Below are 21,756 nucleotides of genomic sequence, written 5' to 3' on the forward strand. Positions count from 1 at the left end.
GCTGAAAATTGTCTTCTCTTTTGCATAGGATAACAAGTTAATAATTTACACTTAACCTGCTGTCCTATTTTCGGGGTCCATTATAATACAAACATTTTTTCAAGATTCATGATCTCTCTCCTTTAAACTCAAATCCTTTCTCTAGCAACTCAAATATCTTTGCTTCCACATCTGAAGGATCAATATCTTCTATCTGAAGTTTAGATACAGTTTGAGCGCTAACATAGGCAAATTTCACAACATCAGATCTTTGAAGCATGGAAGGCACAACTGTATGAACCGGCAGTTCCATTTTCTCCGGATAAGGTAGAAATCGGCCATAATGATCTCCTTTCCACAGTACGATAGTTTGTACACCTGTTGCTGCCCCCATATGCACAGCAGCTGTGTCATTAGTTAAAAGCAGCTTTGCATGGCCAATCAATTGACTAAGTTGATAAAGGTCTGTGAGCCCAGCAAGATTTTTTACCCGTCCTGTATCCAGAAGAGGATTTGATATTAAGTTAGCTACTATTAGATCATCCCCCCCTCCTGCAATGATCAGGTTTAATGATGTATGAGTTAGAATGGAACGGGCCACTGAAAGAAAATTAGAAGCAGGCCAACATTTATGGCTAGCACTCCCTCCTGGGAAAAGGATGACATAAGGTTCCTTAATTTTTCTCGGCTCTAAAGGTAAAAGAGGGGCTTTCGGTAATTTAGTATGGGGTAATAACACTCGAAAGAACTCTCTATTAGTGTAAAATTCAAATTGACCTTCCCCTTGCGTTGCAATAAGCTGACTATAATATTTATCAGATTCTTTTTTTTTGATTTCATTTATATTACTAAAGTCCCCTGCATGACCAATCTTTTCATCTGCACCACTTGTTTTCACTAGAAAGTCCATTATATAGAAATCCCGAGAGCGAGTTGGGTTGATTATTACTTCTAGTCTAAGCCACTTTATTTTTAAAATACTCAAAAGTCGGTATTTCCGGCTTTGTTCAAATTTTGAAAGATCAATCCACAAAAATTTGTCTACCCATTCACTATCTAATTTCTGCGCTAACTCCCCCCAAAGAGAGTTTCCGATAAGCACAATTTCATAGTCTTTGTAAGTGCTGTCACTCCGCAAAGCTTCTAAAAAGTTCCTAAACAACAGAAAGTCCCCAATTCGGTCTAGTTTTAATATTCCTAAAGCTTTCTTTCTGTAAGGAAAGCGGAAGTTATACACTTCCTTTACTAAATTCCACAACCTTCTTAGTATAATCACCTTTCAAACTTTGAAAAAGCCTCCATATAGCGCTCATAGGAATTTGATTTAATAACCTGAATTTTGTGCAGCCATTCTCCGCGCTCAGAATCAAGACGCTCAGCTTCTTTCAGAAGCACTTCACTATCCACATCATTAACAAAATAATCCTCCACATGAATTTGCTCAGCCATTCGCGCCCGACTATCATTTCCAATAATAACAGCCGGTTTTCCTAAGCTGGCTAAAATAAAACCAGCATGAACTCGATTCATTACACCATATTTTGCCTTTGCATAAAATTTAAGATAATCCTCGAAACGAGAACTAAAAAAGAACTCTCCATTTGGATCTATTTTCTGAGCATCCTCTTTTTCCTTCAAATTATGACAAGAAAAAATGACATGCTTTTCCTTTTTCTTCAATTCAAAATAAAATTTCTGGAAATGGTTGAACCAACCTTCAAAGTCAATATCTTGACCAAAATTATAATGCGCCCCTCCATGCATATAGTTAACCACAACATACTCTCCTGGCTTTTGCTCCACCTTATGTTCATTAATGGCAAAAATACTACTACATGGAATAACAGGAGCATCCAATCCCAACTTTGTATGGACACTACCTGAAAGGCTATCTCTGAGGGTTGTCACTTGACTTAACTCATGAAATTCTTTAATAAAATTCTTGATATGATCTGATTCTAAGAATTCAGAACCATCAGAATAGTACTTCTGACATGTTCCTGCTGCAATGTTTGCTAAAACGCCCCCTCTCTTCTTCAAAAATCGGCGGTGAATTAAAGGAAAATACCATTCATTTCCAGAAACACAGTCACTGTAACCTGGATGATACCAAAAAACGGGTGCGCCGCTCTGGACTAATATATCTGATTGCATTACTCGATCTATACGAGAAATAACTGGCAGGTACTTTTCCACCCTCTCCGACCACACGAGGTTCCGCAAATTCTCCAAACCATAATAGCTAGTAGCTGGTACATGTTTGTGGATGCTAGTGAATTTTAATTTATCAGACTGAAAATACTCTCGGAATAACCATTTTAGCCCTTCTCTTACAAAATCATCCCCAACATTGTGGTTTACTGTAGTAATAAAAGCTATTTTTTTACTCATCTTTCTTAAATTGTACAACTACCTGCCTTACATTAGGATCAGTACCATCAGTAGTTAAGTAATGATATTTTTTAGACAGTTTTTTATAAACAAGGTATTCTCTTAATGGTAGCTTTCCCTCTTTAGTAGAAGCCTTTTTAGTTGCAAAATGTGCATTGTGCAGTAACATACCATTAGCATCAAATTTAGGCTGTTCTATTGGCTGTTCTGCCACAAAAATCACTTTGTTAATTTTTAACCCATCTACTAGCATCCGCTTCTTAATGGCGTGGATATCATAGCGGCGTTGGTAAAATAATTCACCTCTCTCATTCTCCTCTGTAGGCCAGTAAAAGCGCTTTTCTTTCTGCCATTCTTCAATATATTCCCTCCAAGCAGGTAGTGTTACTACTGCTATGCCTCCAGGTTTAAGAACCCTCTGCACCTCATGCATAATTTCACCATCCCCATCTCCTGCTACATGTTCTAATACACTTATACTAAAAATACAATCAAAAGTATTCTCCCTATGAGGGATTTCTCGTGCATCAAAAACTTCCAGTTCAAAATGCTCTTTAAATTTCTTTCTATATATTTCAAAATCTGAAATGAAGTAGTCCTCAACGTCTGAGACATGAACTTTTGAAGATGTTTCTAAAGCCAGATACAACGCCAACAACTTTGGACTACTTATATCCAGCACCCGCTTACTACTAACACCTTTTAATTCTAGTAGTTCAAGTGTAAGCGACAGCTCAATTATTCTAGGATAATTCATAAATTGACTGAACCACTCTTGAAAAAGTTCAGTACGTCTAACCTTTTTGTCCAATACTTTCGGGAACAATCGAAACATAAAAAATTTTTCAAGGACTGCTTGTTTTTTTCTAGCTTTGCCCATCAAGTCTAAATGCGAGTTTTTTAAGTCCATTGAAGCTTTTTTAATAGGCGAAAAGCCAAGGTAAGCCTGCTACCAGAGCCTTGCATTAATTGAGTAAAAAACCTATCATATTCATGATCTCTCATAACAAAATCATTTAATCTAAAGGAACTTGGGAGATTGTGGACTTTGAGTTCTTTTAAGTGCTCTGGCTGACTCTTGGTGTGAGTGGCGCCTTCAGTAAAACCAATATTTTCAATAGTATTTAAAGAAGGAACTATACAAAGTCCACTTTGCACCAACCTAGCAAAAGTCCATTGGTAGTCCCAAACAGTTTCTAACTTTCCCTGATGAATTTGATCATATAGTTTAGACCTAAATTCAAAATCATAACCTCCACCTAAATTTTCTCTCAAGAGCTTTTTAACCTCTGGATCTGACCATTTCTTTATTTCCGGATCAAAAAAAGTCCAGGCTCTTCGCCAAGTAGCCCACCCCCAGCATCCTCCAAAAAGACTAAAATGATAATCTTGTTTTTCTTCCTTCCAACAACTGGCTACATTAAAACCGGAAATCATCATAATTCGCTCATCATCAGCGTATTGATGTAGCATTTTTTGAGCAAACCGGAAGAAGTCAATATGAGGAAGAATATCATCTTCTAGAATTATGCCCTCCTCTACATGTTCAAAAAACCAAGTTATAGCTAAGCTGGGAGCTAATTTGCATCCTAAATTAATATCTCTAAACAATGTTTTTACTTCACAATCCCAATCAACAAATGAAATAATCTTTTTCACTTTCTCGCATAGCACTTCATCATAAGGATTGTTTTCACGCGGTCCATCAGCTGCAATAAATAACTGTTTTGGTTTTACTTTTTGAATAACCTCAAATATTCTTTTGGTTGTTTCTGGTCTATTAAAGACTAATAATAGAACAGGAGTATCTATAAAGTCACTGTTCACCATTAATTAGATAATTTATAAGTTACTTTAAATTGGCATCTAGCATAAACGCCTTTACATCTCCATTTTCAATAAACCCTTAATTAGTCAAATCAATTGCCCTTTCCCTTTTACTCTCCAAACACCAGAATCACACCTATTTGCATAAATATAGGAGGCGATTTAAATTAAATATTATTCTTTACTCCTAATATGTTTGAAGTATTAATTTATTTTTCAATTCTTTAAAAAATTCCTCTTTTTAACTGTAAAACACTTACTTCTTCTAGCGGTATAAGTTCACAACCTTCTTATTTAGCTTTGAAATTCAATTTAAATGCTTCTTCATAAGCTTCTTTCACCAAACCTCTTGCCCTGTACTTTTTTGCTAACTCTACATACGTTTTTTTATTTGACCCCTTCAATAATTCTTTCATTCTAGAAAGGGCTTCTCTACTACTTTTTATATTAAATAAGACTCCCCCTTTTCCATTTTTCAATATTTCAGACTCATCTCCAACGCCTTCAGTAAGTAGAAACGGCAAGCCTGCTGCCCAGTATTCGCCCAATTTAATTGGTGATGAAAACCTTTGTGACTGAATTGATTTTATGGTTGAAAATGCGAAATCTGCGGCGTGCATATAAGCAGGAACCTCCTGATGAGGAACTAATGATACAAAGGAATGGCCATCAGAAAGCCCTACCCTCCGCAATTTCTGTTTGATCTCCTCAACAGGATGAGGAGTTAAAACAATAAGAAAAAAGTTTTTAAAGACTTCTTTTGCCTGCCCAAACATCTCAAAAGCTTCATAATCATAATAAAGGCCTCCAAATTTACCTGTATAAATCCCACAAAACATATCATTACCGATCCCTAACTTATTTCTCACCTTTTCTCTATTTTGTTCGTTAAATTCAAAGCAGTCTGTATTGACTGTACAAGGAATCGTCAACAGTGCCTCCGGCCTCTTTTGTGTAACCAGCCTTCTCTTATAGTTTTCAGAGGCAGGAAATACAATTTCAGTTGCTTTAAGCTGAAGCCTTTCTCCAACTACCTGGATTAAATAGCGAGGATCCCATTTTTTCCAAACACCGGCTTCAGCCATATAAGAGGCGTGCGGCTCAAAAGACTCAACCCAGAATGGCACCCCTGTTTTTTTATGGACTAAATATCCTAGAATGCCTGCCGGAGAACTTCGGCAAATAAGAAGAGAAATATCTAATTGTTTTATAAATTCCGTTATCTTCTGAGGGAAACGAATAAAATCATCTATTTTATTCAATAAAACAGACGAAACTCGATTACTAATTAATGGTATATGACGAACCTTTTTAATTTTCAAATCAATTGGCTCCTTTTGCCCTTCACGTTCAATTGATACAAAATAAATTGACTGAACAAACTCAAACTCAGCTAATATTTCAAGATGAGGGTGGATGGTAGCAACGGATAAACCATCTCTTGCTCCCCAATACCCAAAATATAAGATGTTCATAGAGTGAGTTAATTTAAAAGGCTGTTGTTACCATTATAAGTTTTAGGCTTCAGTTTTAGGAGAGATAAAGCTGAGTTAAGCTATCAACCATCTTTTGAAGCTCAAACCTTTTTTTAACACTTGCATATCCATTTCCTTTAAGATTTTCGCGGAGTTGGTCATTTTCCAGTAAACGAATTACTGCATCATAAATTTGGCCCGAATTCTGATAATCAACCACCAGGGCATTAACCTCATTTTCGATGAATTCAGTAGCAACTCCTGAAGCTGTAAATATACTTGGAACTCTGGAGGCCAGGGCTTCCACATATGTCTGGCCAAAAGCCTCAGAATGATTATTTACAGGAGTGTGAACATATACATCAAAGAGCTTGTAAAGAGCAGGTATATCATACTCAAACCTGATTTTTGTAAAGGATTTTTCTGGGAGCGTAGCTAACAGTTTATCTACTTCCCCTTCATAAACACCATTTGCATTAGCCAGAATTAAGTGGGCTTCAGGATAATTCTCCAACAACTTTCTAAAGGCAGGGACAATAAACTGGATTCCTTTCCAATCTTCGAACCGGGCAATTACTCCCAGAAGGGGATAGCTATGCTCTGGCACCTTATTTCGCTTCCTGACCTCTTCTATTCGGCTGTTATCAACATTTTCAAACAAATTCAAATGGAAACCATGGTGGATTAGAGATATTTTACTTTCCGAAACCCGCTCTTTTTCTACAAGGATTTGATGAACCACCTTACTTATTGCTACTATTTTAGTGGACATATAATTTACAAGCATATCATAGTAGACTCCTTTTGGAAAATAAAAATGGTGGAAAGAAGAGTGATGCCTGGTATAAATCCGCCTTGGAACTCTGGCCAGAAATGCAGCACTAATTCCAACTAGGTTAGCGTCTAGGAAATGAGCATGAACAACATCTGCTCTTAGTTTAATCAGCTTAAAAAATACCTGAGTAAATGCACGTGCCATGCTCTTCTTTCCAGAATATTTCACCAAGGTAACAGGTATATTTTTCTGTTTTAAAAATGTCTCCAGGTAGCTTTCCCCGGGGTTTAGCAAAATAAAATTAAGCTCAATTCTTTTTTGCAGATCAGATGCTGCCAGCCACTCAAAAGCCAAAGACTTATCTACTTTTGAAATGATGTAAACTAACTTTTTCTTCCTCAATTTATTCTAGAAAATAATTTTAGATTCGAACACCAGGGAAATGTCGTGATAAAGAAGTAAAAATCACATCATACAATTTATACCTTAGGCGCCTGGGGAGGAAAGAAAGCTGCTCCTGTTCGATAAGATTAACCCAACAAGAATGGCTAAAAATTTTATAAATAAATAATTTAAATGGTGCTGTTTTCCCTTCCTTATGAATGTTCCCTCGGCCAATCTCTGTAAGCTTTTGATGAGCTTCCCGGTATTGCCGTAGCCTTTTCAAAAAGCTTCTGGCCGAAATAAAATCATCATGATACCCAATAGCATCATTTAGGTAAAATACGTTCTTGCCCAGTGCAGCTGCTCTTTGAGCCAAATCATAATCTTCGGCATCCGAAAGTTGCTCATCAAAACCATTAAGTTCCCAAAAAATACTGGCAGGCAGAGAACAGTTTGCAGCAGTAAAGGACAAAGATTCCCTTGCTTGGCGAAAGGTACTCTCTAAAGGCTTATACCACTTTAAGCTCAAATACCTTTTAAACTTTTGAACATCAGACTGCATTGCCTGCTCCTCTTCAATCTGTTTCCCTGTTGCCAAGCTACCCGGAAAATCCTTAAAATGCTTTATATGTCGCTCAACACAACAAGGAACCGGACGCATATCATCATCAAAAAAAATCAGCAGATCTCCTGCTGCCTTTTTTGCACCAAAATTGCGAATTGCAGCCCTTCCCCTGTTTTGCTGATAAAAAAAATTTAATGTATAATTATTCGGCTGCACCCGTTCCAAAACCTCTATAGTATGATCGGTTGATCCATCGACAGCAATAATTACTTCAAAATCTTTAACGCTTTGCGCATCCAGCGATTCTAAAATGCCGGAAAGTTTATGTGCTCCATTATAAGTTGGTACAATTATCGATACCATTATTGTTGTCGAAACATTTTAACAACTCCTACTGGGAAGAATCTTGTTCTACACTTTAACTTATCAAAAAGCTTTTGGCTGAATGCATCTAAGCATGCTCTATCTATATATTGTAGACATGCTTTACTTAAACCCCTTTTATGGTGGTAGTAGAAATAATCTGCTTTATGAAGCAGGTAATAATGTAAAACTTCCTTCAGGTCTTCTTTCGCCAAAAAAAGTTTAGCAGGAAAAGCAAAATCAAACCCTGGTTCCTCCGTAAAAGAAGCGAATATCTTTTCTTCCATTTTATAACCAAAAGATTCCGCCAGTTTTAAATAAAGCTGATCTGTCTCTTCCTCAAACTTGCTTTTTTGAGCTCCTGTTTTTGAATTTTCATGGATGCGGAAGTTCACAACTACATCCTCTGTTCTTTTGATCCCTGCAAGCCCGTTCATTGCCAAATAGCGAATCCACAATTCCTTATCCATAACATAATGCAGCTGCTCATTAACTCCCCTCAGCTTTTCAAAAACGGTTCTCCTGAAAAAAGTTTCCGGCTGATCTATTCTAGCCCATCCAATCGTTCTTGTTAAACTGTTCTCATAAATATCTGTGCCTAAAGATTTTTGAATAAACACTCCCTTTTCATCTACTATATTACTTCGCCCACACAAACAATCTACAGAAGGATCCTGAAAACCCTCAACTATCTTCAATAGTGAGCCTTTTTCATAAAAGTCATCTGCATTCAACCAGTTCACAACCTCACCCGTTGCTTTCTTAAGCCCTTTATTTATTGCATGACTTTGTCCTTTATCTGGCTCCGAAACCCAATAGCTCAGGTACTTTTCATACTTTTTAATAATATCTACCGTTCCGTCAGTACTACCACCATCAATAACTATAAATTGTAACTTTGGGTAAGCTTGAGATAGAACTGAATCTATTGTTTGCTCTATAAAAGCAGCTGAATTATAGGATGGGGTGATTATTGAAACTTTTGTATTATACGACATTCTTGTTCTCCTTAAAACAAAACTTTTGCCAGTAACCATGAAACTATTTTCAGGAATTGCTTTTATATTCCAAAAGAATTTTATTCAAACTTAAAAGTTCTTATTTTTTATCCCATCAATTACCAAAGAAGTATAAAAAAAACCACGTTGATCTTTTTTGGCCGAGTCATTCTGGTTTCTCATGACCCGCATTATATGACCATTTTCGTCTTCAGATTCCCAACCCTGAAAGTCACCGTTTTCATTCCAATATTCAACCAATCTTGGTTCAAGCCCACAATTCCTCAAAATATCAGATAAACATTTATAATTTAACAGCACTTTGTGATCATCGGAACCGGGACCTGAGCCATTAGGTTTAACATAGTCAATGTATTTTTTATCCGGATGAAAACCATCCGGAACAGCAATCCTGAAGCATCCTCCTTTTTTCATAAATTCAACTGCCTTCTTTAAAATAAATTGGATCTGACTTTCTGTAAAGTGTTCAAAAACATGCTCTGCTAAAAAGTTATCAACTTTTTTATCATTTGAAAAAATGTACTCCCAGTGCCTTGAATTTAAAAGGTTAAAAAAAGGATAATCAGTTTTTATCCAACCAGAATATCCCGTAGACCCTGCCCCAACAATCACCTTAATTTTACCTCTTAACGCTGCAGCATTTACTTCTCGTTTTATTTTCCTTCGCTCAATAAAATGCCACCTAGCACGTCTCAGCTTAGTTATAATATCCATTAATAACAGCGTTTTTACGTTCCCTCTTATTCTCGTTTTCCACTTTTTAATTTCCCCCAATAAAAAAAAAGTACTCCAAGTGTATCTATGACATAGTTCTGCCAATAATACTTCTCATCCAGAACTAAACTTTTGAGCTTGTAAAAGAAATTCTTAAACATTATTAAACCCCCATCTTGAATGACATAAAGTTTATCTACAAAAGAAAGTTTACTTGTTATCAAACCTTGAGATAAGTACCATACTGTTCCTAACTTATAGTGGCTTTCTAACTGCCAAATTAGCCTATACTTTTTCTTTGCAACTAAATGCTTCATTTTCAAGTCAGGATCATACCCAATTCTAAATCCCTGTTCACGTACTATATTTTGAACATAAACTTCCTCTCCATAAGCCAAACTCTTCCCTTTCACTCCATAATTCTCAGGGAAACCTCCTACTTTATCTAGTATTTCCTTTTTGATAGCAAAAATTCCACCACATAAATATCCTTTCTGTAATAAACCAACTTTTTCCAAAAGCCGGGCTTTTGCGCCAAAAGAGGAAGATATCCATGGGGGTTTTTTATGATAATGCCATGCATCATAAGTTCCTCCAAAACAATCAAAATCAAAGTCTCTAATCAAAGAAAATGCTCTTTGTATAAGTTGCTGCTCAACTATAGCATCATCATCAATATAAAAAACCCATAATCCTTTGGCTGATCTTGCTCCAGTATTACGAGCAACACTTAAACCTGTTCTTGGCTCAAAAACATACTTAAAAAATGGAAAGCTTGCCTCATACCTACTACAAACTTCTTTTGTCTGATCAGATGAATTATTATCAACAACAATCAGCTCACTTTCCAATCCCATCTGAGGAATAATTGAGTCAATGCAGTCCATTAAAATACTGCACCTGTTATGTGTACAAATGACAACTGAAAGAATCATTGATAGACTTTGTTTTGGCAACAAGTACTGTAACTTTTAAGAAATTGTTAAAGGAGCTTTTATTTTGATTGTCATACTCTTTAATTTAATCACTCCATTATTCTATAATGTATTGAAAACCAGGAACTACTAGAATATCTCTTCTTAAGAAGCTTTCAATCTTCTCCTTTGATGGGGTTATTAGTTGTTCATTTAGAATAAGAGCTTCGTAGCTGTCCTTATTTACATATTTAAAACCGACATCAATAAAAAGCTCATTATTCACATATCCAATATTTTCAATTAGCAATGTAATTTTTGATCTTTTATGCAAATCCTTAAAATCAGGCCTCTTTTCAGAAGAAAATGCAAAAAGTTTCACTCGATCAACGGTTCTCATTGAGAAGTCGAAATTAATCCCTTCCTGAAAGAGATTCCTTGCCCACTCAACTTCTACTTTCAAAAAAGTCCCTTTTAACCATTTCCCTTCTTTATCTAATGGACTAACATTTACAACAACTCCTCCCTCCTTATTAATCTTTGCTTCTGAATTAACATAATCAGATAAAACCTTAGACATTTCACCCTGTTGGCTAATAGTCCCTTTTGAAAGAAAGACCCCTTTTGAACATAAATCACGCACTGCTCCCATATTGTGACTAACAAATAGAACTGTTCTTCCTTTCCCTGTTACCTCTTCCATCTTACCCAAAGACTTTTTCTGGAACTCAGCATCCCCAACCGCTAAAACCTCATCTATTATTAATATTTCAGGTTCCAAATGAGCGGCCACAGCAAAAGCCAGGCGAACTTTCATGCCACTACTATAGTGCTTTACCGGGATATCGATAAATTTCTCCACACCACTAAAGGCGACAATCTCATCGAATTTTGCTTTGATTTCACGACGCTTCATGCCCAAAATGGTACCATTGAGATAGATATTTTCGCGTCCGCTCAATTCAGGATGAAATCCAGTCCCCACCTCCAGCAGAGAGCTTACTCTACCATTAATTTCAAAGCGACCTTTCGTTGGCTCTGTAATACGACTAAGAATCTTTAGTAAAGTACTTTTGCCTGCACCATTGCTGCCAATGATACCTACTGCTTCCCCTTTCTTAATTTCAAAATCAATATCTTTCAGTGCCCAGAATTCTTTGCTTTCGCCAGTTTGTCCATTGTTAATGCCCCGTAGTTTATTTATCCAGCTATCGAAGCTTTCTCGAAAATCACCGCTCTTTGCATGGCCAATTTGGTAGCACTTGCCTAAATTTTCTACGCGTACTGCTATATCACTCATGAGCTACACAATATCCGCCATTACACGTTCCACTTTCCTGAAATAATACAGCCCGCTCATGAAAAGGATTCCAATCAGGACAAAAGAAATATAAGCAAAGTCAGAAGGAGGAGCGCCTCCTAACACTGACCAGCGGAAGCCTTCCACTACACCCGCCATCGGGTTGAGGTAGTAAATGGCTACGGCCCAATCGGGCAAGCTGTTGATGATCGTTTCGGCCGGATAAGCGGTTGGTGTGGCATAAAGCCCGAATTGCACCAGGAAAGGCACTACATGCTGAAAGTCGCGGTAACGAATGGTTAGGGCGCTGAGCCAGATTCCTACCGCTAGGGCCGAAATGATGGTCAGCAGGATGAAGAGGGGCAGGTACAGGATATTCCCCGAAGGGCTAAAGCAGTAGAATAGCATCATCACCCCCAGGATCAGAAAGGCAATGGCAAAATCGACAAAGCCTACCACGGCTTTGGATAGCGGGATCACCAGGCGGGGAAAATAGATTTTTTTCACCATTTCCTGTGCCCCGATAACAGAATTACCGGACTGGTTCAGCACAAAGGCAAAGTAGGTCCAGGCGGTCATGCCGGTAATGGCAAAGAGCGGATAGGGAACCCCATCGGTATCGACCTGAATGGCTCTGCCAAACACAACAGTGAAGATGAGCAGGGTGGCCGCCGGCTGCAAAAAGGCCCAGAAAAAGCCCAGAAAGGTCTGCGCATAGCGCACTTTTAGATCACGATAAGCGAGAATCAGGAAGAGATCGCGGTAATTGAACAATTCCCGCAGGTTCAGATTCAATTTTTGCTTATCGGCATCGACAATAGTCCTGTGCATCAGTAGTTTATCATCATTTTTAATCTAAATTCAAAAATAGTATATTTTACCGAAAAAGAAGGGAATAATTTAAGAAAAAACTGACATGGTAAGAAGTGGGTTGGTAGTTGTCTGTTGGCAGTTGCTGGCAATCTGTTTCAGTGGCTGGTATCTGGCAGTAAGAGTTCGGCAATAACAGGTTTAAATGAAGAAGCTATAAAGAAATTGCCAGAGCTCCTGCGTCAGCCAGGCGCCCCCACCTTCGCAATGATAATCACCCTTGATGATAGTGCTGCTGCACCTTGGCAGGAAACTTGCCAGGTTGGCTTATGGCTTCCCGTGCCGGGCAGCGCTAATCAATGGCAAACAATAAAAAACCAGGCACTAAGAAGCACCTGGTTCTAATAACAAACAACCACCAGCGAACAACTATATGATCATGCCCGCTCCAATGGTTTCATTGGTGAACTGATCGATAATGATGACACTGCCGGTATTTCGGTTCTTTTTATAGCTGTCGTAGAAAAGAGGCTCAGTGGTCCGAATCTGGATACGCCCCACATCATTCAGGCCGATATTCTTATCATCCTCCAGGCGGTGCAGGGTATTGATGTTTACCTTATAGCGCACTTCCTTGACAATACACTTGGCAGTTTTGGTAGTATGCTGCACGATATACTTGCCACGCTCCTGCAGGGGCTTCTGATTAAGCCAGCAAACCATCAGCTCGATGTCCTGCCCTACTTCGGGCTGGTTGTTCGGCTTCACCAGCATATCGCCGCGACTGATATCGATATCGTCTTCCAGGGTAAGGGTTACAGACATGGGGGCAAAGGCTTCCTCCAGCTTATCTTCATAGCTCTCAATTGTTTTAATTTTAGAGGTAAAGCCGGATGGCAGGGCAAGTACCTCATCGCCGGGCTTGAACACACCACCGGCAATACGGCCGGCATAGCCACGGAAATCGTGGTACTTATCAGACTGCGGACGCACTACATACTGTACCGGGAAACGGGAGTCGACATGATTCTGGTCGGAAGCAATATTAACGGTCTCCAGTGTATACAGCAGCGTGGAGCCATTATACCAGTCCATATTCTTGGACTTATCTACCACATTGTCGCCTTTAAGGGCGCTGATAGGAATAAAGCGGATGTCCGGCACATTCAGCTTAGAGCTGAATTCCTGAAAATCTTTTTGAATGTTATTAAACACCTCTTCGCTGTAATCGACCAGGTCCATTTTATTCACGCACAGCACCAGGTGCTTAATCTGCAGCAGAGAGGCGATAAAGGCATGGCGGCGGGTTTGCTCCACTACACCGTGGCGGGCATCGACCAGGATAATCGCCAGGTTAGCCGTAGAAGCTCCCGTTACCATGTTGCGGGTATACTGGATATGACCGGGGGTATCGGCAATAATAAATTTGCGACGCGGGGTGGCAAAATAGCGGTAGGCCACATCGATGGTAATTCCCTGCTCCCGCTCGGCCCTTAAGCCATCGGTCAGGAGCGAAAGGTCCACATATTCGGTTCCTCTCTGCTTGCTGCTGCGCTCAATGGCTTCAATCTGGTCTTCAAAAATAGCTTTTGAGTCGAACAGCAGGCGGCCAATGAGGGTGCTCTTCCCATCATCTACACTGCCCGCCGTGGTAAAGCGGAGCAGGTCCATGTTCAGGTAGTGGTTATCCACTTCAGGCGTTTTGGCTATGGTATTATTTTCTGACATTTCTTATTCGTTGTTGGTTGTTCGTTGATAGTTGTTGGTTAGCAGCCTGTCGTTGGTTTTATTAATTGAACACCTACAACTTGTTAAGTTTCAGGCATCCGATACTTATAGAATCAAGTTTCGAACAACCAACAACGAACCACTAACAACTAAATTTAAAAATATCCCTGCTTCTTACGGTCTTCCATGGCAGCTTCGGAGCGGCGGTCGTCGGCACGCCCTCCCCGCTCGGTTACCCGGGCAGAAGCCACTTCCTGGATAATATCTTCGAGGGTGGCAGCAGGCGACTCAACAGCACCGGTACAGCTGGCATCTCCTACGGTACGGAAACGGATGGTTTTCTTCTCGTACTCCTCTCCTTCCATCAGCGTAATAAATTCTGATTTCGCCAGTAAAATGCCACCGCGGTTTACAACTTCCCGCTCATGGGAGAAGTAAATGCTCGGAATTTCCAGCCCTTCCATGGCAATGTACTGCCACACATCCATTTCGGTCCAGTTGCTCAGCGGGAATACCCTGAAGTGCTCTCCAGGATTTTTACGTCCGTTAAAGAGGTTCCAGAGCTCCGGGCGCTGGTTCTTAGGATCCCACTGCCCGAATTCATCGCGGTGGGAGAAGAAGCGCTCTTTGGCGCGGGCCTTTTCCTCATCGCGGCGGGCGCCACCAAAGGCAGCATCAAAACCATATTCTTCTATTTTGTCGAGGAGCGTAATCGTCTGCAGTCCGTTTCGGCTCGGGTTCGGCCCCTTCTCTTCCTGTGCCTTACCCTGGTCAATCGATTCCTGCACGCTGCCAACAATCAGCTGCACGCCTAAACGCTCCACCAGCTTATCGCGGAAAGCGATGGTTTCCGGAAAGTTGTGCCCGGTATCGATGTGCATCAGCGGAAAGGGCATTTTTGCCGGATGGAAAGCTTTTTCCGCCAGGCGGGTCATGACTATAGAGTCCTTCCCTCCGGAGAAAAGTAAAACAGGTCGCTCGAACTGGGCAGCTACTTCGCGCATAATGTAAATAGCTTCAGCCTCGAGCTGCTTCAGGTGTGTTAAATTATAGGATGCCATATTTATGTGCTGATTTGTTCGTTGTTGGTTGGTCGTTTTTAGTATGGATGCTGGTATAAGGTTCCGTATCATTACACGCTGTAAAACCCGGGCGAAACGGTCGGGACACGCTAAGCATGAACCTTAAGGATGACCAGCTACTAATTTCTCCTGATTCTAATACTCAATTGGCGGTAAATTGTTTCCACACTTTCTTCCAGCGATTGCTCTTCTGTATCTACCTCCAGCCATGGGTGCTCCGAAAGTTCAAAGGGAGCATCGAGGCCTGTAAAGTTCTTAATTTCTCCCCTGAGGGCCTTTTTATAGAGACCTTTTACATCGCGACGGGCACAGGCCTCGAAGGAACACTTTACCGAAAGCTCCAGAAAATCAGGGGCTCCGATAATCTGCCGGGCCTGTTCCCGCACCTTTGCCGTGGGACTGATAAAGGAGCAGATGGTAATGACGCCACAGTGAAGGAAAAGTTTGGCGGTTTCGGCCGAGCGCCGCAGGTTTTCCGCCCGGTCCGCTTCCGAAAAACCTAAATTACTATTTATCCCGCTGCGCATATTATCGCCGTCCAGCAGCTGGCTCAGGTAACCCTCAGCATGTAATTTTCTTTCAAGGGCACGGGCAATGGTACTTTTACCGGAGCCCGAGAGGCCAACCATCCAGAGTACCACACTTTTCTGGCGGAGCAGCGCTTCCTTCTCTTCCCGCTGTAAAACAGTATCAAAAATCGGGTGTATATTTTCCACTGATGCTTTTATTTATCCGTGTAAATACAAAATTAAGGTTTTTACCCAAACACCTCCCTATTGCTCCGGACTTTCTTTAATTTTACGGGAACATTTTACAGGGCTGGTGAGTCATGAGTAGTGGGCGGTCGGCCGCTGCGGCACGGAGACAGGAGATTTTAGACTGGAGATATGAGAATAGAAGATAGTCTGCCTACTGATCGCCAGATGGTGTATTTGGTTTATTGATTTAAATAACTAACAAAGCACTGTCACTGCGAGCGAAGCGCGGCAGTCTCTATCAAACTGAAAGGGAGCGTCAAAGGGCAGGCCCCTCCTCCGCAATGACAGGAGTAAGAGCAAATGAATAGCCAAACTTTTATTCACTCATTCTATCATTGGCTTATTAACACACCCAGCACCAAAAACGAACAACGAGCAACCACCAACAAAAAGAATGACAGAAAAAGAATTACTCAGCCAGATAAAAATGGATTACCTGCTGGAGACAGCACGTTTGGCCGGAGAGGCCATCATGGAAGTATATGGCCAGAAAGAGCTTTTCGACAGGGTCGACTATAAATCGGACGATTCGCCCCTGACCGTGGCTGACCAGCGCTCCCACGAGGTAATAAAAGAACGACTCAGCAAAGCCTATCCTGATGTACCTCTTATTTCTGAAGAAGGAAAAGAAACGCCCTATGCGGAGCGTAAAAACTGGACAGCCTTCTGGCTGGTGGACCCGCTGGATGGCACCAAGGAGTTTATTAAGCGCAATGGAGAGTTTACCGTTAATATTGCCCTGATGTATGAAAATGCCCCCCTGCTGGGTGTTATCTTCATTCCGGAAGCAGGAACCTTTTACTACGGCACAAAGGGGACAGGGGCTTTTAAAAAGAGTACCGACAGTGAAGAAGCCCCTGTAAAGGTGGCAGAAAGATCAAAAGCTCTTACCGCCGTTCGCAGCCGCTCCCACACCTCCGAAGATGAAATGGAAGTTATCCGCTCATTTCCGGTGGAGCATTATGTCGCTACCGGCAGCTCCATTAAGTTTTGCCTGGTAGCCGATGGCACGGCCGACCTCTACTATCGCCACGGCCCTACCATGGAATGGGATACGGCGGCCGGACAGGCCATACTGGAAGCCGCGGGCGGAAAGGTGCTCAGCGGAGGGAATGCACTGCGATACAATAAGGAAAGCTTACGAAACCCCTCCTTCCTCTGCCGGGGCTTCAAATAAGCAATAATTGTCCATGCGGATTCTCTTTCTTGTACCCTACCCGCCGGGAGAAGCGCCTTCGCAGCGCTTCCGTTTTGAGCAGTACCTGCCGCTCTTAAAGGAGCATGGCATAGACTATACCGTACAGCCCTTTCTCTCTGCAGAAAGCTGGAAAGTGCTGTACAAAAAAGGGAGCGGCTGGCAGAAAGCAGGGGGGGTAGTGGCTGGCTTCTTCCGCCGCTTTAAAATGCTCTTTCGCCTGCACCGCTATTCAGGAGTGTTTATCCACCGGGAAGCAAGCCCGATGGGCCCTCCTCTTTTCGAGTGGCTGATTGCAAAGGCCTGGAGGAAGCCCATTATTTACGATTTTGATGATGCTATCTGGATCCCCAACATTTCAGAGGCCAACCGGCTGGCCTCTTTCTTTAAATTTCACCGGAAGGTAGCGGCTGTTTGCCGCTGGAGCCATACCATTAGCTGTGGAAACAGCTACCTGGCCCGTTTTGCCCGGCAGCATAGCGCAGCCAGGGTGGTAGTCAATCCTACTACCATTGATACGCTCCACCTGGAGCTTCCTCCTAAAAAGCAGCGGGCGAACGAGCCGCTTGTTATCGGCTGGACCGGCACTCATTCCACGCTAAAATACCTGAAGGAACTGCAGCCGGCCCTACACCAATTAGCAGAAGAATACCCGCAGGTAAGCTTTCAGCTGATCTCGAACCAGCCGCCCGACTTTCAGCTGCCCCGCATGGAATACATCCCCTGGAAGAAATCCACAGAAATGAAAGACCTACAGCGGTTCGACATAGGGCTGATGCCCTTAACTGCTGATCGCTGGTCGGAAGGCAAATGCGGCTTCAAGGCCCTGCAGTATATGGCCCTGGGAATTCCGGCGGTGGCCTCCCCGGTGGGGGTGAATAAAGAGATCATTCAGCATGGACGGAATGGCTTTCTGGCTGATACTCCTGATGAATGGCTCCTTTACCTGGGCAAACTCATTCAGGACCCTGAATTAAGGCAGGAGCTGGGGCAGCGGGGGCGTCAGACGGTTACCGGCCGTTTTTCGGTGGAAGCGAACGCCGGTAATTTTTTAGATCTCTTCGCAGGCTTTGCAGGCAGTAATACCACTAGGGCCGCCACATAAAAGGGCAGGAGCGGAATTTTATAGCGCACCAGGGAACCGAAATTATAGGTAGCAATGCCTACAGCAAAGGCAAAGCTGATGGAAAAGATAAAGCAGAATATTAGGAAGGGACTGCCGGCAATCGCCTTAAAAGTAGATCCCACGCCTCTCTTATAAAAAACGTAAAGGGTAAAAAAAAGAAGGCCAAAGCTTTCCAGGGCAGCAAGCAGCATCACCGGATTATCAACCTCCCACAGATAGGGCCGGAAAAGGGTTACATTAATGGCCAGCGGTGTCTTTTTCAGCATTCCCACAGGGCTGTAGTCGAAATCGCCCAGTGTATAGACAGAACCTCCCTGCTGCTGCCCCACATACGTAAGCCAGCGGGCGGTGGATTCTGCGGTATAGGAAAAAGTATCAATATTATAACGATGACTTTCCTCTCCTATTTCGATAATGGCCAGGTACCCGAGTCCTGCAGCGACGACAATTACTAAAGGCCCTGTCACCAGCTTTACGGCTGCTGATTTGATTTTCTTCAGCCTCGACAAAAACACCCATAAAATAACGGCAGGCAAAAAGCAAAGCAGGATGTATATTTTAATACTGTAAATGACCCAGCAGCTCAGGATCAGAACCACACTAAACCACCAGACATACTCCCGCCTGAAGAAAATTTTGTATACGGCATAAGTTGCCCAGCCAACTGCTGCCAGTGTTAGGGTATCTTTTAGAAGGCCCGAGCCCCAGAAGAACACCGATGGAATAAACAGTACTGCCCAGGCCAGGGGTCTATACAAATGCGGATACAGCCTGTAAAAGGTCAGGTACAGGGCCCAAAGGCCGCTGTAGCTCAGCACAGCAAAAATACAGGCAATAACTGCGTAGGTGTTAAAGGAGAAAAGGGAGAAAAGGCCGGCAAAACGTACCACCGCATAGGAGGAGGCGTCATGAAAGAAATACATTTGCGAGGCATAATCAAAGGTTCCCGGCAGGTACTCTCCACTGGCTGTGATGAGCCGAAACGCTTTCAGGGGCGAATCGAGAAAAGCTTTCCACACCAGGCTTGCATCATGGTAATAGGCAAAAGTGTCGCCCCCGCTGTAATAGAACTGGTAAATGAAACCAACGGCCAGCGCTCCCACAATTTTTACCCCAAGCCCCGGAAGAAAGTATTTCCTCGTGTATCGATCGGTCACCAGGGGGCGCAACAGGAGAGCCAGGAAGGTAAACAGCCCCAGGTAAATGGGTGTAAGCAGGAGGTCGCGCAGTTCCATGGTTGCTAAACTAGCTCATTGTTGAGAGGAAAGATAAGGAATTTTATAGAATTTAAGGAGGAGATTTGAGACGGGAGACTTGAGACATTGGATTTAAGACATAAGACACAGGATGTAAGATGTAGAACGGGAAAAGCCTGTAAACTGCTGTCATTGCGAAGGTGACGCAGGAGGCTGAAGCAATCTCCATCTATGTGAAAAGGAGTTTAAAAGAGCAGCTTCCCGTCTCCGCAACAATAAGAGTACGTGCAAGTAGGCAGCAGATTGCTTCACTGCGCTACCAATGACAAGTTATGTATTGGATAAATTAAAGCTACAGAAAGACCATAGCAGGGATGGCTTCGTGCCTCGCCATGACGAGCAAAAGAATTGTCATCGTAACTTTTCGTACTTCCCGAAGTTTAATCCCTCGCAATGACAGTCACCATTACAGCCATACCTATTGCACCACTCCCAAGCCACTAACAACCAGCAAGCAACTTTTTACATATCCTTAAGGCGTTCGCGGGCGCGTTCATGAGAATTGTCCCGCCGCTTGGCATATTTTTTTACTTTCTTATAATAGCGCTTTGCTTCCTTCTCTTCTCCCATTTCCCGGGCAATATCTCCTAAAGACAGCAGGGCGTAGTGCAGGTAACCTGAATCATAGGCCTCATTATCCTGGGCAAATTCAACGGTCCGTTCGAAGTAGTGCTTTGCCTTTTCCCAACGCTTAAAATTCATATTCATCTGCCCGAGGTAAAAGGAGGCATAGCGGCCACTGGTAGCCTCATAGCCCACCATGCCGCTATCGATTTTCGCCAGAATTTCCACCGATTCCTCTTCCATCTTATTATAGCGGCCGGTGCTGTACAGCATACGGGCATAATAGCGATGGAAGTAAGGGTTATCAGGAAAAGAGGTATGCAGGTATTCCGATATCCGCAGGGCTTCGCGCGGCTCATTCTCATCCATGGCAAGGATACGCATCAGGAAATATTGTGCTTCGGTACGGGTATAAAAGGCATTATTTGCCACCTCCCGCAGCTGTTTTACCCCCAGTTCTTTATCGCCATCAGGAAAAAACATGAGCACCGGCTTCAGGAGCGGGTAATTATCCGGCACCCACTCTGCATAATAATTGTAGAGCCCGTCGCCAAAAAGGAATTCAGGTCCCAGTCCTTCCTTATCCCTGTTCATGGCCAGGTAATCCAGAGCCTCTTTTCCTGTTGAGGCCGCTTTCCGCCAGTTCTTTCGCTCTGAATGCAGGCGGCTTTTAAAGGCATAGGCAGCTGAAAGGAAAAAGGAAGCTTCGGCATCTTCCGGATCGGCCTGAAAGCGACGATCGGCCCAGTAAATGGCCGTATCCATATAGGCGACGAACTTCTCGTCATAACGCTCCACATTAATATTGGGCATAATCTTCCACCACTCGCTCAGGCCCATCAGGAAGTAAGGTAAGGGATGAGTAGGATACTTTTGCTTGAGCCAGCGAAACTGCTGTTCAGCCTTCTCAAACTTAAAATTATACATATCGTTTACCGCCTGTGTCGCTTCTATCTGGAGGTTCATATTCAGCAGGAGCATTTCTTTTTCCTGCTTTTTGGCATTTTGATCCACCCAAGCTTCACCCTCCCACTGGGTCTGGGCCATGGCAGCACCTACCATAAGGAAACACAGTATAAACGAGATTACTTTTTGCATGCTATTATCAATATTTTTTTCTGAATATCTGTCAGGCTCCATTCCCTTAAACCTTCAGGAGTTCAACTATGCCTGCCACAGGTTTGCCTGCCACAGGTTTGCCTGCCACAGAAGCGGTTAAGGGTAATTTCTTTTTAATGAGGCGGAATTCCTGCCCCTTTCCTACCCTTCTCCTAAAGAATTAATCCTTTTAATTAGTTCAGATATGTAAGTTTAGAACCAAAATTAAAACCTGCAGCTAATCAAAAGGATACAGAACAGGCAACACCTTCCTCCCTGTTACCGATAGCAGCCCGTCATTGCAAAATTTACAGAAAGCCGGTTTTGCCAAAAAGAAGTTTCTTCTTTTCAGGGAAACGCTTAAAAGGCCACTTCCTTATTTAGGAGAGGCTCTTTATCGCTCCTTCAGGAAAACAGGGGAGGCAGAAATTTT

General features: G+C 42.3%; 19 protein-coding genes. 2 read left to right on the top strand and 17 right to left on the bottom strand.

Features of this window, described 5'->3' with window-relative positions; translation table 11 throughout:
- Positions 1-106: 106 nt before the first annotated feature.
- The 15 genes from F752_RS0111960 to cysC all read right to left on the bottom strand — a co-directional run bounded on the left by F752_RS0111960 (position 107) and on the right by cysC (position 16,042).
- A complete protein-coding gene (locus F752_RS0111960) occupies positions 107-1,237 on the bottom strand; it encodes a glycosyltransferase family 9 protein (RefSeq protein WP_017731981.1) in 1,131 nt (376 codons plus the stop codon).
- Between the two features lie 14 nt (positions 1,238-1,251).
- A complete protein-coding gene (locus tag F752_RS0111965) occupies positions 1,252-2,370 on the bottom strand; it encodes a polysaccharide pyruvyl transferase family protein (protein ID WP_017731982.1) in 1,119 nt (372 codons plus the stop codon).
- A complete protein-coding gene (locus F752_RS0111970; RefSeq protein WP_017731983.1) occupies positions 2,363-3,280 on the bottom strand; it encodes a class I SAM-dependent methyltransferase in 918 nt (305 codons plus the stop codon). Before F752_RS0111970 ends, F752_RS0111965 begins: the two co-directional genes overlap by 8 nt.
- A complete protein-coding gene (locus F752_RS0111975) occupies positions 3,271-4,200 on the bottom strand; it encodes a hypothetical protein (protein WP_017731984.1) in 930 nt (309 codons plus the stop codon). The genes F752_RS0111970 and F752_RS0111975 overlap by 10 nt, the downstream gene beginning before the upstream one ends.
- 287 nt (positions 4,201-4,487) lie before the next feature.
- Positions 4,488-5,672, bottom strand: coding sequence for a glycosyltransferase (locus F752_RS0111980; protein ID WP_017731985.1), 1,185 nt, complete (start codon positions 5,670-5,672; stop codon positions 4,488-4,490).
- Positions 5,673-5,727: 55 nt separating this feature from the next.
- Complete coding sequence (locus tag F752_RS0111985; RefSeq protein ID WP_152425123.1) at positions 5,728-6,849, bottom strand: glycosyltransferase family 4 protein; 1,122 nt, start codon at positions 6,847-6,849, stop codon at positions 5,728-5,730.
- A 19-nt stretch (positions 6,850-6,868) separates the two neighbouring features.
- On the bottom strand, positions 6,869-7,759 hold the full coding sequence (locus F752_RS0111990; RefSeq protein WP_017731987.1) for a glycosyltransferase family 2 protein: 891 nt from the start codon (positions 7,757-7,759) through the stop codon (positions 6,869-6,871).
- On the bottom strand, positions 7,759-8,757 hold the full coding sequence (locus tag F752_RS25370) for a glycosyltransferase family 2 protein (protein ID WP_017731988.1): 999 nt from the start codon (positions 8,755-8,757) through the stop codon (positions 7,759-7,761). Before F752_RS25370 ends, F752_RS0111990 begins: the two co-directional genes overlap by 1 nt.
- Before the next feature lie 90 nt (positions 8,758-8,847).
- The gene (locus tag F752_RS23990; RefSeq protein WP_017731989.1) at positions 8,848-9,492 is read right to left on the bottom strand and encodes a class I SAM-dependent methyltransferase; all 645 of its coding nucleotides are present in this window, start codon (positions 9,490-9,492) and stop codon (positions 8,848-8,850) included.
- A 26-nt stretch (positions 9,493-9,518) separates the two neighbouring features.
- Positions 9,519-10,427, bottom strand: a complete 909-nt coding sequence (locus F752_RS0112005; protein ID WP_081604556.1) for a glycosyltransferase family 2 protein — start codon at positions 10,425-10,427, stop codon at positions 9,519-9,521.
- A gap of 97 nt (positions 10,428-10,524) precedes the next feature.
- Entirely contained in the window at positions 10,525-11,706 is a 1,182-nt protein-coding gene (locus F752_RS25780) for an ABC transporter ATP-binding protein (protein WP_017731991.1), read from the bottom strand.
- A 3-nt stretch (positions 11,707-11,709) separates the two neighbouring features.
- On the bottom strand, positions 11,710-12,537 hold the full coding sequence (locus F752_RS0112015; protein WP_017731992.1) for an ABC transporter permease: 828 nt from the start codon (positions 12,535-12,537) through the stop codon (positions 11,710-11,712).
- A gap of 408 nt (positions 12,538-12,945) precedes the next feature.
- Positions 12,946-14,244, bottom strand: a complete 1,299-nt coding sequence (gene cysN / locus F752_RS0112025) for a sulfate adenylyltransferase subunit CysN (RefSeq protein WP_017731994.1) — start codon at positions 14,242-14,244, stop codon at positions 12,946-12,948.
- Positions 14,245-14,399: 155 nt separating this feature from the next.
- Positions 14,400-15,377 (bottom strand): sulfate adenylyltransferase subunit CysD, encoded by a 978-nt coding sequence (gene cysD / locus F752_RS0112030; RefSeq protein ID WP_262491831.1) that lies wholly within the window; start codon positions 15,375-15,377, stop codon positions 14,400-14,402.
- Between the two features lie 68 nt (positions 15,378-15,445).
- Positions 15,446-16,042 (bottom strand): adenylyl-sulfate kinase, encoded by a 597-nt coding sequence (gene cysC / locus F752_RS0112035; RefSeq protein WP_017731996.1) that lies wholly within the window; start codon positions 16,040-16,042, stop codon positions 15,446-15,448.
- A gap of 436 nt (positions 16,043-16,478) precedes the next feature.
- Here cysC and cysQ point away from each other — a divergent pair, with 436 nt between their 5' ends.
- Together cysQ and F752_RS0112045 are read left to right on the top strand one after the other, a co-directional pair.
- A complete protein-coding gene (cysQ, locus tag F752_RS0112040; RefSeq protein ID WP_017731997.1) occupies positions 16,479-17,261 on the top strand; it encodes a 3'(2'),5'-bisphosphate nucleotidase CysQ in 783 nt (260 codons plus the stop codon).
- Between the two features lie 13 nt (positions 17,262-17,274).
- Positions 17,275-18,384: a glycosyltransferase family 4 protein gene (locus tag F752_RS0112045; RefSeq protein WP_017731998.1), complete on the top strand. Its 1,110-nt coding sequence runs from the start codon at positions 17,275-17,277 to the stop codon at positions 18,382-18,384.
- On the opposite strand, the gene F752_RS26050 is transcribed toward F752_RS0112045, so the two are convergent.
- Together F752_RS26050 and F752_RS0112055 are read right to left on the bottom strand one after the other, a co-directional pair.
- A complete protein-coding gene (locus tag F752_RS26050) occupies positions 18,282-19,640 on the bottom strand; it encodes a hypothetical protein (protein ID WP_152425124.1) in 1,359 nt (452 codons plus the stop codon). The two genes, F752_RS0112045 and F752_RS26050, sit on opposite strands and share 103 nt — an antisense overlap.
- A 483-nt stretch (positions 19,641-20,123) precedes the next feature.
- Positions 20,124-21,323, bottom strand: a complete 1,200-nt coding sequence (locus F752_RS0112055) for a tetratricopeptide repeat protein (RefSeq protein WP_026135704.1) — start codon at positions 21,321-21,323, stop codon at positions 20,124-20,126.
- Between the last annotated feature and the right edge of the window lie 433 nt (positions 21,324-21,756).

Origin of the sequence: Nafulsella turpanensis ZLM-10 (genome assembly GCF_000346615.1) — a bacterium.
GTDB lineage: Bacteria > Bacteroidota > Bacteroidia > Cytophagales > Cyclobacteriaceae > Nafulsella > Nafulsella turpanensis.